The organism is Caballeronia sp. SEWSISQ10-4 2 (assembly GCF_030464885.1).
Classification (GTDB): Bacteria; Pseudomonadota; Gammaproteobacteria; order Burkholderiales; family Burkholderiaceae; genus Caballeronia.
Window position 1 is genome coordinate 1 of sequence record NZ_JALPRJ010000014.1, and the last position, 14,834, is coordinate 14,834.

Annotated in this window: 11 protein-coding genes; 7 read left to right on the forward strand and 4 right to left on the reverse strand. The window is 60.8% G+C overall.

Annotated features, from left to right (window positions below; genetic code table 11):
• Positions 1–310: 310 nt before the first annotated feature.
• Entirely contained in the window at positions 311–544 is a 234-nt protein-coding gene (locus tag M0D69_RS11740; RefSeq protein WP_301782190.1) for a hypothetical protein, read from the forward strand.
• Positions 545–695: 151 nt separating this feature from the next.
• Positions 696–1,010 carry a hypothetical protein gene (locus tag M0D69_RS11745; protein ID WP_301782191.1) on the forward strand — a complete coding sequence of 105 codons (315 nt, stop codon included), beginning with the start codon at positions 696–698 and terminating at the stop codon, positions 1,008–1,010.
• A 69-nt stretch (positions 1,011–1,079) separates the two neighbouring features.
• Here M0D69_RS11745 and M0D69_RS11750 read toward each other — a convergent pair whose 3' ends face one another.
• A complete protein-coding gene (locus M0D69_RS11750) occupies positions 1,080–2,087 on the reverse strand; it encodes a DnaJ C-terminal domain-containing protein (RefSeq protein ID WP_301782192.1) in 1,008 nt (335 codons plus the stop codon).
• Between the two features lie 378 nt (positions 2,088–2,465).
• On the reverse strand, positions 2,466–3,332 hold the full coding sequence (locus M0D69_RS11755; RefSeq protein WP_301782193.1) for a LysR family transcriptional regulator: 867 nt from the start codon (positions 3,330–3,332) through the stop codon (positions 2,466–2,468).
• Positions 3,333–3,477: 145 nt separating this feature from the next.
• On the opposite strand from M0D69_RS11755, the gene M0D69_RS11760 reads away from it, so the two are divergent.
• Positions 3,478–3,912, forward strand: coding sequence for a VOC family protein (locus M0D69_RS11760; protein WP_047847703.1), 435 nt, complete (start codon positions 3,478–3,480; stop codon positions 3,910–3,912).
• A gap of 324 nt (positions 3,913–4,236) precedes the next feature.
• On the forward strand, positions 4,237–4,749 hold the full coding sequence (hpaC, locus tag M0D69_RS11765) for a 4-hydroxyphenylacetate 3-monooxygenase, reductase component (protein ID WP_301782194.1): 513 nt from the start codon (positions 4,237–4,239) through the stop codon (positions 4,747–4,749).
• A gap of 3 nt (positions 4,750–4,752) precedes the next feature.
• Here hpaC and M0D69_RS11770 read toward each other — a convergent pair whose 3' ends face one another.
• Together M0D69_RS11770 and M0D69_RS11775 are read right to left on the reverse strand one after the other, a co-directional pair.
• Positions 4,753–5,556 carry a transglutaminase family protein gene (locus tag M0D69_RS11770; RefSeq protein WP_301782195.1) on the reverse strand — a complete coding sequence of 268 codons (804 nt, stop codon included), beginning with the start codon at positions 5,554–5,556 and terminating at the stop codon, positions 4,753–4,755.
• Between the two features lie 86 nt (positions 5,557–5,642).
• Positions 5,643–6,773 carry a putative zinc-binding metallopeptidase gene (locus tag M0D69_RS11775; protein ID WP_301782282.1) on the reverse strand — a complete coding sequence of 377 codons (1,131 nt, stop codon included), beginning with the start codon at positions 6,771–6,773 and terminating at the stop codon, positions 5,643–5,645.
• 248 nt (positions 6,774–7,021) lie between these two features.
• Here M0D69_RS11775 and M0D69_RS11780 point away from each other — a divergent pair, with 248 nt between their 5' ends.
• The 3 genes from M0D69_RS11780 to M0D69_RS11790 are packed head-to-tail and all read left to right on the forward strand — an operon-like array spanning position 7,022 to position 13,986.
• Complete coding sequence (locus M0D69_RS11780) at positions 7,022–10,486, forward strand: DUF2126 domain-containing protein (protein ID WP_301782196.1); 3,465 nt, start codon at positions 7,022–7,024, stop codon at positions 10,484–10,486.
• A gap of 24 nt (positions 10,487–10,510) precedes the next feature.
• A complete protein-coding gene (locus M0D69_RS11785; protein ID WP_301782197.1) occupies positions 10,511–13,084 on the forward strand; it encodes a circularly permuted type 2 ATP-grasp protein in 2,574 nt (857 codons plus the stop codon).
• Entirely contained in the window at positions 13,081–13,986 is a 906-nt protein-coding gene (locus tag M0D69_RS11790; protein WP_301782198.1) for a transglutaminase family protein, read from the forward strand. The genes M0D69_RS11785 and M0D69_RS11790 overlap by 4 nt, the downstream gene beginning before the upstream one ends.
• Positions 13,987–14,834: the final 848 nt, after the last annotated feature.

A 14,834-nucleotide genomic window follows, 5' to 3' on the forward strand; every position in this document is an offset into this window, starting at 1 on the left:
TAAACGAGCTTTCTCGCTGTCGTCGCGCGACAGCGACGTTGTGTATAACGACATGCCCTTAAGAACGCTGTGCTGGCATGCCAATTGATTTGAATCCAGTTCGATTGCCACGCGATCTGGTCTATCCCCATGTTTTCCCAATAATGGCCACTCGCCGCACTTCGGCGGTGCATCCGTATATTCCGGTTTATTACTTTCTTGCTGAAAGTAATTGCTGGAACTTACCGCTTGGCGTAAATCCTCATAATTGAGGATTCGCTGTTGGCGAAGTCACGGTAATGTCGGTTGCTTTGTTAGTGGAGCATGAGCCGTGAGCTTTGACCAGATCGTCCCCTCAGCCCCCCGACATCCCTTATTGATCGAACAGGAGATCGCGCACCTGGCGCGGATCGTTCCACGCTGGACTGACGAAAGGAATTGTTCGGTTCTCGGGCAGGCTTACTGGCGCAAGCGCGTGGTCGATCTGGCGCGTTCTCCCGAACTTACGCCAATCCAGCACGCCAGCGTGCAGCGAATGCTCGAATGTGTGAACACGGCCGTTTGATCATGGCGCCATGAATTCAATTATTCGGGGTTTGGTTTCACGTTTCGGAATATTGATCTGGATGCGCTGCGATCGATAACTCGACAGCTAAAAGGTTTCTGATTCCTTACATCGACTTCCATTGTCTCAAACTGAACAGGGAGAGCTGAATATGGAAATGCAATACCGAGGATCCACGATACAACCGATGGTTGCGCCTTCGCACGGCACCTTTGATTCATCCGTGATTATCCGGGACCCCTATGGAAATCAACGCTCGCACGGCACGCTCGGACGCTTCGCGTCGCATAATGCCGCCACGAATTTTGCCGTCGTCTGGGCCATAGCCTGCCTTGATGGGGACGCAGTACCGCGAGCGCCGTTCGAGGTGGTTGGAAGCTACCGTGATCATCGCGGCCTGGACGAGGTGCGGGTTGCCGGCTCGATTCTACGAATCCGCAGCCAGGCGCTGAGCCCGGTGGCGTAAATAGAGGTTGTTGAGAATCAGGGCCGTGCCCGTCTTCGCCTTGAGATGAGCGAGATGTTGAGAAAGTCTTCAGGAATTGTCTTGCGAGCGTGGAGGAACTGCGTGTGTTCCCCGACGCTCCGCGTCCGCAAACATCTCGCGTAGCCTCTGTCGCTCGTTGTCGGTCAGATGTGAGACCGCGGCCGGCATCGTGAGCACCAGTTGCAGTGTCAGGTCGCCGCGCAAGCCGTTGCGGTCCGTGAGCCCATGCCTGAGCAGACGGATCGTGCTGCCCGGCTGCGCGTTCGGCGGAATCGTCATCCGCAGCGCGCGGCCCAGGATTTGCGCTTCGAAGCTGCCGCCGAGCGTGGCCGTCACGAAATCAACCTGAACCTCGCAAGTGAGATTCAGCCCGTTGCGACGAAAGGCCGAGCCGCACGCAATCACGACCGAGAAGGTAGCGTCGCCGGGCGGACCGCCATTGGGCCCGGCATGGCCAGCGCCTTTGACGACGAGACGCTGACCGTCCCACGCACCCGGGGGAATCCTGACTGTCTCGGACTTCCGATAGGTCATGACAGCCGTGCCGAGACACGTTGGACACCAGTCACTCGCCAGCGGGCGCCCGGTGCCGACACAGGCGGCGCAGCGCATACCCGAGACCGACTGGCCGCTGCCCCAGCAGCGCGCGCACTGCGAGACTCTCTCCTGACATTGGCGACACGGCCCGTTTACCGGGTAGCTCACTTCGACTTCGCCGCCATGGATTGCAGCTTCGAGCGGCACAAAGAGTCTGATCAGACAACTCGCGCCGCGCGTTGGCGGCGGGCCACGGTGTTCGCGTGACGGGGCTTCTTTGCCGCGGCTCCCGGCCGACGCCGACGCGGCCACCGGGTCGGACACCCGCGGCTCACGCTTGCCAATCAGAATCTCGAACGCCTCCTGAACGCGCTTGAACACCGGCTCGACTATTGATTCGCGCCCCTTGTTGCGGTCCGGGTGGTACTTTGCTCTCAGCCGTCGGTATGCGCGTGTGACGTCTGCCAGCGACGCAGTGTCTGGTAGTTCCAGTAGCCTGTAGTATTCGTCGAGGCTCACGCGTTTCCCCCGGTTTCTTTCTGAAAGCGCAAGTCTATCAAGACGGAAACAAAAGGACTGCTGTCGATGACGGGAGATTGTCAGCGCCGATGTGCTCCCAAATGCCGGGGAGTTTGAGACTGCAAAGATAGACCGGCAAACAAACTTTCGCTTTTGAGGCGCACCTTGTCGCGCCACATGACGGGCGCAAAAACAGGATTGCGGCATACCGCAAGATTATGTCTCCCGTATCAAACCGCTGGAAAGGATCGAGCGTCGAACTCATGCATGGACTGGCGGGAGCGCCGAAGTAATCTCATCGTGGCCCGGAACGCTCCTGCGTCAAACCGCTCTGCGAGCCTGGAAGGTCAGCATTCCTGTTCACTTGCCCGACGTTGCTCACCGCCGCAACACCGCGCAAACAGACCCGGCGAACTGCACAGTGACGGTTTGCTCATTGCGCGTGTTGCGCTGAACCAAGCCAATTTCACGCGTGAAGGTCTCGTCGCCAAGAGACAGCGCGCTCACGGTTTCCGGCATGTGCAGCGCGGCCGCCTGCGGGACGAGCGCAACGCCCACCCCGTGGGCCACGAGTCCGACGATTCCCTGCAGTTCGTCGAGTTCGACCACGTCCTGCACCGTGACGCGAATTCGCCTGAGAAAGCGGTCGACAAGGCGGCCTCCAAAAGAACTCCGGTCGTAGCGAATAAACGGTTCCGATTTGAGCAGCGAGCGCCACGGCCGGTCTGCCAGCTTGCGCGGGACCAGCAGGACGAAAGACTCGGTGAGCAGCGTGCGCCAGTGCAATTCGGCGGGCAACGCGAAAGGGGGTTTGATGATCACAGCGACATCGACCTCGCCGGAGTCAACCTGCGCGAGCAGGTTGAGCGACACGCCGGGCACCACGCGGATCCGCCACCCCGGCGAAGTCTGCCGGAACAGTTCGATGGCACTGACGAGAAACGACGCCTGCGCCGAAGCGATAGCACCCACCCGAAGCAGACCGGACTTTTCGGCCTCACCACCGCGGTCTGCCATACGGGCGTAGACGGACAACACTTCTTCAGCCAGATCGACAGTCTGCGTGCCTGCCGCGTTGAGCGTGGCCGAGCGGCCGGTGCGGTCGAATAGCGGGAAACCCAGGTCCTCCTCCAGCCGCTGGATCTGCGCACTGACAGCCGATTGCGTCAGTCCGATATGCGCCCCGGCACTCGCGAACGTGCCGAAACGCACAACGGCCAGAAAGGTTTTCAGCTCTCGCATCATGACTGGATTGATCAATCTCATTGGTTTGAATTGATCGATTTTATTGATGCTGAGCTAGAAAAACTATCATTATTCAACTATTCTCGTTGCCCCTAAACTGTCTTTCGTCGAGTACGACCCATTCAACCGAAATCCGGGCCTTCCCATGAGCGATACCACTGTTGCCATTTCCCCTTTCCATCTCGCCTTTCCGGTTCATGACATTGCAGCTGCCCGGGAGTTTTATGGCGATCTGCTTGGCTGTCCGGAGGGCCGCAGTGCCCCCGACTGGGTGGACTTCAACTTCTACGGCCACCAGATCGTGGCCCACTTGGCGCCGGACGAGATCGGCCATCGCAAGACGAGTACGGTAGATGGCGATGCGGTCCCGGTCCGGCATTTCGGCGTCGTGCTGCCAATGGATCAGTGGCAAGCGGCGTCGGACAAACTCACGGCGGCCGGGGTGGAATTCATCATCGAGCCGCATGTGCGCTTCAAGGGCGAAGTCGGGGAGCAGGCCACCATGTTCTTCCTGGACCCGTCGGGCAATGCACTGGAAATCAAGGCGTTCGCGAATATCGCTTCGCTGTTTGCAAAATAGGCCCCGCAATAATCACGTCGGCCCGTAATGAATAAACGCTGAGCAATGGCGCCCGTCGGGTTATCCGGCCGGCGGGCGCTGCCGTTGGCGCACTTCACTCATCTATCCGTGGATGTGGTCCAGCAGGCATACCGGCGCACCTGTATCGCGGCAATCTACCGCCATTACCGGATGCAGCGCCTGGTTCGCGTTTTCCACGGTCGTTACCCAACATCGCCCAGCACGCCATTCCCGGCGAACCGACCCGACAACAAGCGCCCAAGCGCGGCGAACCGCAGGATCGAGCCTGCGAATACAGGGTATCCGTGAACCGGGGAGCAAGACATGAATAACGAAAGCACCCGCAAGCTGTTTCGGGAGGCCATGGCGTACCTGTCGGCGGCCGTGAACATCATCACGACCGACGGCCCGCGCGGCCGCTGCGGCATGACGGCAAGCGCGGTGTGTTCGGTCACCGACACACCGCCCACCATGCTCGTCTGCGTGAACCAGTCGAGCTCGGCGCATGCGGTGCTCGCTGGAAACGGTAACGTCTGCATCAACGTGCTGCCCGCTGATCACCAGGAACTGGCGCGCCATTTTGCCGGCATGACCAACTTGCCGATGAGCGCACGCTTCGAGCAGCAGACCTGGACGGCTGGCCGCCTGGGTCTGCCCGTTCTCGCTGATGCACTCGCGAGTCTCGAAGGTCGTATTGTCGATACAAAGACGGTGGGCTCGCACTCGGTGATGTTCGTGGAAGTGGCGGACATCGTGGTGCGCGGCGACGGCGACAGCCTGATCTATTTCGGTCGCCACTTTCATCGGCTGGCGCGTACGGTACCGGAGCTTTGCTGAGTTCTATTGAGTCTCGCAGACCACGCTGAACCTGACCAGCGTGGTCGTGCCGAAGGTATTGCTCAACGCGACATCGGCGGCATCGCGGCCTCGCGCGATCAATACGCGGCCGGTACGCGGCGCGTTGTTACGCGGATCGAATGTCTGCCATGTGTTGCCCAGATAAACCTCGATCCAGGCGCAGAAGTCCATAGGTGCGTAGGGCGGCGGCAAACCGACGTCGCTGATATAACCCGTGCAATAACGCGCCGGAATGTTCATCGCGCGGCACAACGCGACGGCGAGATGCGCGAAGTCGCGGCAAACACCCACGCCTTCCCGATACGCTTCGAACGCCGTCCTGGTCGGACGCGCGCAGTTGTAGTCGAACCGTATGTGCCGATGAACAAAGTCGCAGATGGCCTGCACCCGGGGTCGTCCCAGCGGCGTGGAGCCGAACATCTGCCAGGCGGCTTCGGACAACAGGTCGGTCTCGCAGTAGCGGCTGCCGAGCAGGAACTGCATGCACTCGTCAGGCAGTTCTTCAACAGCGTGCTGATAACCGTTGGGCTCCGGCACCTCATGATAAGCCGGTACTTCGACCAACCCTTGCGAGGACAGCGTGAGCCAGCCCTGCGGTGCAACCAGCCGGCTGCACAGGTTGCCGAAGGAATCGTGATATTGCGAGAAGGGCACCCGCGGGTTGACCCTCAGAAGGTCGGGGACAAGAATGTCCTTTGCTCGCGAGGCGTGCATGTTCAGCATCAGCAGCATGGGGGTCGGCTGCACGCATTCATAGACCAGTTCGTAACCAACGCGGAGCTTCATCGGACTGACCTTTTTGGTTGAGCGGACGTGGAAATCCGGACGTGGAAATTGGGCTTGAAACATCGAACTCCTGATGAATCCCTGGTTCAACCAGCAGCGACCGCCTGCGGGCCCTGCGGATCTTGCTCGTGTTGCTGAACTCCGCCTTCCGCTTGTTTCGGGGCATTCGCGTTCGCGATCACGTTATGCACGAAACGCAGCTTCGCCACGACCTTCGGCGACAGCGTGAACGGGTATGCATCGGCCAGACCCAGGCTCCGATTCAAGCTGTTCAATGCATACATCAGTGGAAACCATTGCTCCATGAGGTTATCGAAGCTCGTGCTCTCGATCGGCTCGACCTCGGTAAGCGAAGGTTCGTTGGGCGCTTTCGGATCGAGCTTGAATCCGCATGCGGCGGCGGTGTCGACTGTATCGACGATGTGCAGATAATGTGCCCAGGTCTCCGCCCAGTCCTCCCACGGATGCGTCGTGGCGTAGGCGCTCACATAAGACTCTTCCCAATTGGCCGGCGGCCCATTCTTGTAATGCGCCTGAAGCGCCCGGGCGTAGTCGACGCGCTCATCGCCGAACATTTCGCGGAACGACTCTTCCCAGTGTGAATGAGCCACGAGCCGGTCAAAATAATAATGGCCAATTTCATGCCGGAAATGCCCGAGCAAGGTCCGGTATGGTTCACCCATTTCCGCGCGCGCGCGTTCGCGCAGGGCGTCGTCGGCTTCGGCTATGTTCATCGTAATGAGGCCGTTGTCGTGGCCGGTCAGGACCTTTGGCCCCACGTTGCCGTCTTCGAGGAACTCGAACTGTAAGCCGCTTTCGGGGTTGGTCCTCCTCGAATCCGTGTTTAGTCCCAGCGCCCACAACGCATACAGCAAGCGCCGCTTGGCCATTTCCAACCGATACCAGTAGACGCGGTTTTCTGGCTGGGTGAGATTGGGAATGGTCCGCGTCAAGCTGCATGCGGGGCACAATACGTCGGGCGAGTCGGCCGGGATCATCCAGTTGCAGACATTCTCGAGCGCGTAGTTGTTGCACTGCCGGAACACCGCGCCGTTTGCGGATGGATGCAGGGCGCGCCAAAGCCCCTCGCCGGCCGGTTCGAATGCGCATACCTCGGACAGGTCAGGCACGAAGCCGAGGAGCGCCGCACAGGATTCGCATTTCACGTTTTCGAAAAAAACGTGATGCTGACAACGGCCGCAGTGGAATGTTTTCATATTGAAGAGATAGGCTGGAATGCAGTACGTGGTGGCGTTGAAGCAAGCCACGTGCCGCTGCGGAAACGCGCCAGTCTTGAGGTGGGGGCGGTTTACGCGCCATTTCGGTGCATGACCGAATGGCGCAAGCGGTTCAAACGCAGCATCGAGTGCATTGAAATAGCCGTCAGCCTTGCCCTATGGTCAGTTCGGCCAAAGGGCATAGAGCTTGCTTTTAAAAACTGCCAAAATTCGTCCAGGAGTCAGGTGTGTCAATCCGCGTCGCGTTGAACCATGTCACGCACTACCGTTATGACCGCCTCGTCGGCCTTTCACCGCAGGTCGTGCGCTTGCGGCCCGCGCCGCATTGCCGTACCCCGATCGTCTCGTATTCGATGCGGGTCGAGCCAGTCGAGCATTTCATCAACTGGCAGCAGGACGCGTTCGCCAACTATCAGGCGCGGCTCGTCTTTCCCGAGAAGACGCGGGAATTCAAAATAACAATCGATCTGGTCGCCGAGATGGCGGTCTACAACCCCTTCGACTTCTTCCTCGAACCGTACGCCGAGAAATTCCCGTTCGAGTACGAACCCCAGCTCGTGGCTGAGCTTGCGCCGTATCTGATCAAGCGTGAGCCCACGCCGTTGCTGGCCAAGTTTGTCGACAGCATCGACAAGACGGCTAAAGTAACGGCCGATTTCCTGGTCGAGCTGAACCAGCGGCTGCAGCACGACATTGGCTACGTGATTCGCATGGAACCCGGCGTGCAGACGCCGGAGGAGACGCTCGAAAAAGCGTTGGGATCGTGTCGCGATACCGGTTGGCTGCTCGTCGAAACCTTGCGTCAGCTCGGGCTGGCAGCGCGGTTCGTTTCAGGTTATCTGATCCAGCTCACCCCGGATCAGAAGTCCCTCGATGGCCCGAGCGGCACCGAAGTCGACTTCACCGACCTGCACGCGTGGTGCGAGGTCTTCCTGCCCGGCGCGGGCTGGATCGGGCTCGACCCGACCTCCGGGCTGCTGGCCGGCGAGGGGCATATCCCCGTTGCCTGCACGCCTGAGCCGGGCAGCGCGGCGCCTATTTCCGGCGCTGTCGACGAAAGCGAAGTCGAGTTCGAGCACATCATGCAAGTCCAGCGCGTGCTCGAAACGCCGCGCGTGACGAAACCCTACACGGAAGAAGTGTGGTCCGCGGTCCAGACGATGGGCGCACAGGTCGACCAGCAACTCAACGACATGGACGTGCGCCTGACGATGGGCGGCGAGCCCACGTTCGTCGCCGTGACCGACCGCGACGCGGCGGAATGGAACACGGATGCACTGGGACCGACGAAGCGCGGTTACGCGGTGTCGCTGATGGACAAGCTGCGAGCGCGCTATGGCGTGGGCGGCTTCCTGCATCTGGGGCAAGGTAAGTGGTATCCCGGCGAACAGTTGCCGCGTTGGGCCATGTCGCTCTTCTGGCGCGCGGATGGCGAGCCGATCTGGGAAGACCCGACGCTCTTTGCCGATGAACGCGATCCCGGCCATTACACCGCTGAAGATGCACGTCGTTTCATCGAGCATCTGGCGGACAAGGTCTCGCTGGATCCCTCGTATATCCAGCCCGGCTACGAGGACACTTTCTACTATCTGTGGCGTGAACGCCGCTTGCCGGTGAACGTGGACCCGTTCGAATCGGAACTCGAAGACGAGATGGAGCGTATGCGGTTGCGCCGCGTGTTCGACGCGGGTTTATCGCAGGTGACGGGTTATGTGCTGCCTATCGCGCGGGAACGCGATATCCCGATGCAGGCGCCGACTTGGGTCAGCGGCCCATGGTTCTTCCGCGATGGACGCATGTACCTGATTCCCGGCGACTCGCCGATGGGTTACCGCTTGCCGCTCGAATCGCTGCCGTGGGTGAGCGCCGGGGACTATCCGTATCAACACCCGCACGATCCGTTCGCACCGCCCGTGCCCTTGCGCGAGGCGATGGAATTGCGCATGCAGTATCGCGGCGGCGTGGTGCCTGGGATCGGTAGTGAAGGTCGAGCCGAGGGTGAAGGCGCAACGGGCGCTGGCGCCGGCGCGGCTGCAGGCACAGGACAGCGGCCTGCTACCTCTGCTATGTCCACCCGCGAACCATCGCGCGGCGAGTCCGCTTCGTGGATCCGGCGTACGGCGCTGTGCGTCGAAGCGCGCGATCCGGCGCGTGCGGCGGGACCGGACGTTGAAGAGAAGTCGTTTGGGAGCGGCAAGAGCCTGCTGCATGTGTTCATGCCGCCGCTGACCGAACTCGACGACTACCTCGACCTGCTTGCCGCCATCGAGGCAACGGCCGCCGATCTGCACATGAAGGTGGTGATAGAAGGGTACCCGCCGCCACGCGATGCCCGTCTGAAGATGCTTCAGGTGACGCCTGACCCGGGCGTGATCGAAGTGAACATCCATCCGGCTTCGAGCTGGGATCAACTTGTCGATCACACCGAGTACCTGTATCAGTCGGCGCATGAAAGTTATCTGAGCACCGAGAAGTTCATGACCGACGGGCGTCACACCGGGACGGGCGGCGGCAATCACTTCGTGCTCGGCGGTGCGACGCCCGCGGACAGCCCGTTCCTGCGGCGTCCCGACTTGCTGGCGAGCTTGATCGCGTACTTCATCAACCATCCGTCGATGTCGTATCTGTTCTCGGGATTGTTTCTCGGACCGACGAGCCAGGCGCCCCGCGTGGACGAGGCGCGCAACGACCAGCTTTACGAACTGGAGATTGCTTTCAAGGAGATCGAGCATCAGCTCGAACGTCTGGGCGGGCGCGACAGTGCGCAGTTGCCGCCCTGGCTGATCGACCGTACCTTACGCAATCTTCTTATCGATGTGACGGGCAATACGCATCGCGCGGAGTTTTGCATCGACAAGCTGTATTCCCCCGATGGCCCGACCGGCCGGCTCGGCCTGCTCGAACTGCGAGGCTTCGAAATGCCGCCGCACGCGCGCATGAGCCTTGTCCAGCAATTGCTGCTGCGTGCGCTGGTCGCGCGGTTCTGGGACAAGCCGTACACCACGCGCCTCACGCGCTGGGGCACTGAGCTGCATGACCGTTTCCTGCTTGGCACTTTCATTGAAATGGATTTCCACGATGTCATCGCGGATCTCAATGAAGCCGGTTATGCTTTCGATGCCGCATGGTTCGCGCCGCATTTCGAGTTCCGTTTTCCGCTGGTCGGCGCGGTCCAGACGAACGGTATCGAACTGGTGGTGCGCAGCGCGCTCGAACCGTGGCACGTCATGGGCGAGCAGGGGTCGCCCGGCGGCACGGTGCGTTACGTCGATTCGTCGGTGGAGCGGCTCGAAGTGCGGGTGCTGGGACTCAACGACAATCGGCATGTGGTGACGGTCAACGGCGTGCCTTTACCGTTGCAACCCACGGGCCGGGTGAGCGAGCACGTGGCCGGGGTGCGTTTCCGGGCGTGGTCCCAGCCGACGGCGCTGCATCCGTCGATTGGCGTGGATGCGCCGCTCACGTTCGACATCGTGGACACCTGGAGCAACCGGTCCATCGGCGGATGCCGGTATCATGTAGCCCATCCGGGTGGCCGCAATTATGTGACCTATCCGGTCAACGCATACGAGGCGGAAAGCCGGCGGCGTTCGCGCTTTTTCAGAATCGGCCATACGCCTGGGCGCATGGTCGTGGAGGAACCGAAGCGGAGCCTGGAGTTTCCGTTCACACTCGATCTGCGCCGACGGTAGCCTCATCAACGAAAACAGCTCAATTTGGCCTTCCAATCAACGCTTCCGTTTGAAGCAATCACGAACCGCGCGAGTGTGTCGTCACACCTTCGCGCGGTACCGGCCCGGGAGGGCCATTGGGACGAACTGCGCGACGCGTCCGGCCAGTTGCGCGCCCCCTGGCAGCAATTCTTCGACCTGCTCGGCGACGACGGCATAGCCGATCTCGACCGGGCGACCGCTTCCATTGCGCAGCAGGTCCGCGACAACGACATCAGCTACAACGTCTATGCGGACAAGGGCGAACCTCGTCCGTGGGCGCTGGACCTGCTGCCGTTTCTCATCGACGAGGGCGAGTGGTCGGTGATCGAACGCGCCGTGACGCAGCGCGCCAAGTTGCTCAATGCCATCGTCGCCGATATCTACGGGCCGCAGACGCTGCTGCACGACGGCCTGCTGCCGCCGGCGCTGGTCTTCGGGCATCAAGGCTATCTACGCTCGGTGAAGGGGTTCGTGCCGCCCGGCGCGCAGTATCTGCAGCTTGTTGCCGTGGACCTGACGCGCGCGCCCAACGGCACATGGACCGTGATGGCGCACCGGACGGAAGCGCCGTCCGGACTCGGTTATGCGCTGGAAAATCGCCTGATTGTCTCGGACGTGTTCGCCGAACCGTTCCGCTCGATGAAGGTCCAGAGGCTTGCCCCGTTTTATTCGCAACTGATCGCTGCGCTGGTTCAAGGCGGCCGGGCCACGATGTCGGGCGAGGGCTCGCCGCACATCGCGCTGCTGACGCCGGGGCCTTTCAGCGAAACCTTCTTCGAGCATGCGTTCCTTGCTCGTTATCTCGGCGTTACGCTCGTTGAAGGCAAGGACCTGACCGTACGCGACGACATGCTGTTCCTGAAGACATTCGCGGGACTGGAACGGGTTCATGTACTGATGCGGCGTCTGGACGATGCATTCTGCGATCCGGTCGAATTGCGCGCCGATTCCAGCATCGGCGTGCCCGGCCTGTTGCAGGTGATGCGGGCCGGCAACGTGATGGTGTCGAACGTGCCGGGCTCGGGGTTTGTCGAATCGCCGGCGTTGCATGGTTTCCTGCCGGCCATCTCGCGTGCGTTGCTGAACGAACCCCTGGAGCTCGCTAGCGTACCGACGTGGTGGTGCGGTGAAGAGGCCGCGCGCGAAGCGGTGCTGGGGCGCCTGGACAAGGCATTCGTGATTCCCACCTGGCCCGGCGTGGAACTCAACGGCGGCAGCCCGCGCGGTTTTGGTGACGGCCTGCAATCCCTGGCCGGCTGGCGCGCGCGGATCGAGACCATGCCGGACGCGTTCACTATCCAGAACCTGTTTCCGAGTTCGCACGCGGCGCGTTACGAAGACAACACGTTGACAGGCCGGCCGTCGGTGCTGCGGGTGTATGCGATTGCGAATATCGATGGCGGCTGGTCCGTGATGCCGGGCGGATTCACTCGGCTTGGGGCCGAGCGCCAACCGTCGGTGTCGATGCAATACGGCAGCAGCAGCGTTGACACCTGGGTGTTGTCGAGCAAGCCGGCTTCGAGCCTCTCGCTGCTCCCCACGCCGATGAAACCCGCCGATCTTGCCCGCAAGCATCGGACCGTGTCGAGCCGCGCCGCTGAAAATCTGTTCTGGGCCGGACGCTACGGAGAGCGTGCTGAAAACAACGTGCGGCTGATGCGCGTGATCCTTTCTTCGATCGACAGCAACGACTCCGAGAGCATGCTGGAGACTATGGTGGATCTCGCGTGGCAGTGTGGGCTGCTGCCGCCGGGAACGCCGCTCCAGGGGCATACCGCGCGGGGGCTGGAACGCCTGCTGGTTGCCAACATAGGCGAGAACGGCTCGGCGGCGAGCATCGGCCAGAATCTCGCCAGCCAGGTGCGCGCGAGCGGTGAAATTCGCGGACGTCTTTCGACCGATCACTGGCGCACGATCCTTGCCGCTAGAAACGATTTCCGCGACGCCATCCAGATCTTCAAGCCGGGACCGGGGGTGGAGCGTTATGACCGCGTGAAACTCACGCGCACGCTCGAGACGCTGGGAACACAGCTGCTCTCGATCAGCGGCGCACAGGGCGACCGCATGACACGCGACGAAGCGTGGAAGCTGGTGTTCGCGGGAAGGCACATCGAACGTGTCTGGACCATGACCACCTTTCTGCGGGTCATCGCCGAGCATGGGCAGATGGCCACGCCGGCCGGTTTCGATTTGCTGCTGCAACTGTTCGACAGCACGCTCACGTATCGATCTCTGTATCCGGGGCGCTTCGAGGTGCCTGCGTTGATCGACTTGCTGGTGGTCGAGCCGACCAATCCGCGCGGGCTGTACGGTGTGTACTCGCGGCTGTGCACGAAGCTCAACGAGATTTCGATTGCCGCCGGCAACACAACCCACGGCGCGTTCAGCGACGCGACGCTGCTGCTGAAGTCGTTGCGAGGACTTGAACAACTATGCACGACTGATGAAGAAGGCAACTATGGCGAACTCATTCAGGCTTGCGAGGAACTGGGCGATCACGTGAGCGCCGCTGCACATGAAATCAGCGCGCGCTACTTCAGCCATGCGAATACGCAGGCATTGCAGGTGTCGTCGTGAAGATTCCGAAAACCGTGTTGTGGGTGTCTCATCGGACGACGTACCGCTATTCCACTTATGTGGAGACGGCCCAGCATCTCGCGACTATCCGGCCGCAGAACTGCGCGTGGCAGCGTGTGATTTCCCACAGCGAAAGCATCGAGCCGAAGCCGCTGTACATCAATAATCGCGTCGATACCTTCGGCAACGACGTGCTGTATTTTTCGCTCGAGTCGCCGCACCGGTCATTGCAGATGATCAGCGAAACGACCGTTGAACTGACGCCGCGATGGGCCTCGCTCGATCCGGCCGCGACCCCGGCATGGGACGAGGTCGCGAAGAGCATGCGCTTCAGCGCCCGCGCGCCGTTCCACCCGGAGACGGAGTTCTGCTTCGCGTCGCCGAATATCAGTCTCGGGCAGGACCTGCGGGACTATGCGCTGAAGAGTTTTCCGGCGGGGATGCCGCTGGCGCAGGGAGCGATCGACTTGATGCACCGGATTCATGGCGACTTCAAGTACAAGCCTTTGGCAACGTCCTATGACACGCCGGCGCATCGCGCGTTTGAAATGCGCCGTGGTGTTTGTCAGGACTTTGCGCAGGTGATGATCGGATGCATGCGCGCGCTTGGGTTGCCGGCGCGGTACGTGAGCGGGTATCTGCGCAATGATCCGGCGCCGGGGCAGGAGCGCTTGATTGGCGCGGATGCGTCGCATGCGTGGGTGTCGGTGTTCTGCCCGGGGAGCGGGTGGATCGATCTGGATCCGACCAACGATGTGCTCGCCGATCTGGAGCATGTGACGCTTGCCACAGGGCGGGACTATAGCGATGTGTCGCTGCTGCGAGGGATGATTCTCGGCGGCGGGTCGCATCGGGTCGATGTGGGTGTGAGTGTGCTGGCGCTGGACGCGGATCCTGAGTAATTGAGTGCTTTTCGTTCGCGCCGGCAGTAGTCCAATCCGTCTGTCGACGCGGGCGTGTCGAGTACATTTACTCGTTCGGTTTTCTCGAAAGCGGGTCTTCCGAATTACTCTGGATATTAACGATCCAGTAACGACTTTATGTCAGCGCGTGAGTGTCGTCCGCGACCCACTGCCAGGCGCCATCACGTTGACGACACAATTGCCTGATATGACGCGATAAAAAAATTAGAAGTCGACATTACCCAATCAAGACACCTCTACTGTGCGACGGAATAGGCGATTTGTTTCTGTAGACAAACAAAAACAATTATGCGAAAGTTTCATCAGCACTTACGGGAACTTACCTTGTCTTACTGCGCCACGGAAATCCACGTCGACGCGAACATTTCTCGGTCATCAGTTCACATAGTGCGCAAAACGTCGCTGAAACAGAAATATGACACTTGCAGCGCGGCATAGAGCGTTTGCCATGCCGCGCCGAGAGCACGATCGCAGCACTTCATTCGGGGGCCGGTAATTATGAGTATTCCGGGCAAGACAGTGCAAAGCAAACGTTTGGCACACCAACAATCGCCTTTAGGTAGGCAACTAGCGCTCTTTTGCGCAATGGGCATCGATATGCCGTGGCCCTTCGGCCCTTCATAAGCCAACGGCCCGCTGCAGTCTGCGCGGCCAGGATGCCAGAAAATAGAAACGGTCCAGCCGCCCCTCATCGATACCTTCCTCATGTGAATCCTCCCGGCAGGAGGATGGCGCACGTTCACATTAAGGATGTCTAAGTATCGATGTCGGGCGCAAGGAAATGCAGTTCTCCCGCAATAGATAAATGCACTGCCAATCCTTTCCTT

Excerpts from the sequence above, each read along its gene's own strand:
- M0D69_RS11745 (WP_301782191.1), top strand. The coding sequence starts at position 696 with ATGGAAATGCAATACCGAGGATCCACGATACAACCGATGGTTGCGCCT.
- M0D69_RS11755 (WP_301782193.1), bottom strand. The coding sequence starts at position 3,332 with ATGATGCGAGAGCTGAAAACCTTTCTGGCCGTTGTGCGTTTCGGCACG.
- M0D69_RS11760 (WP_047847703.1), top strand. The coding sequence starts at position 3,478 with ATGAGCGATACCACTGTTGCCATTTCCCCTTTCCATCTCGCCTTTCCG.
- hpaC (WP_301782194.1), top strand. The coding sequence starts at position 4,237 with ATGAATAACGAAAGCACCCGCAAGCTGTTTCGGGAGGCCATGGCGTAC.
- M0D69_RS11770 (WP_301782195.1), bottom strand. The coding sequence starts at position 5,556 with ATGAAGCTCCGCGTTGGTTACGAACTGGTCTATGAATGCGTGCAGCCG.
- M0D69_RS11775 (WP_301782282.1), bottom strand. The coding sequence starts at position 6,773 with ATGAAAACATTCCACTGCGGCCGTTGTCAGCATCACGTTTTTTTCGAA.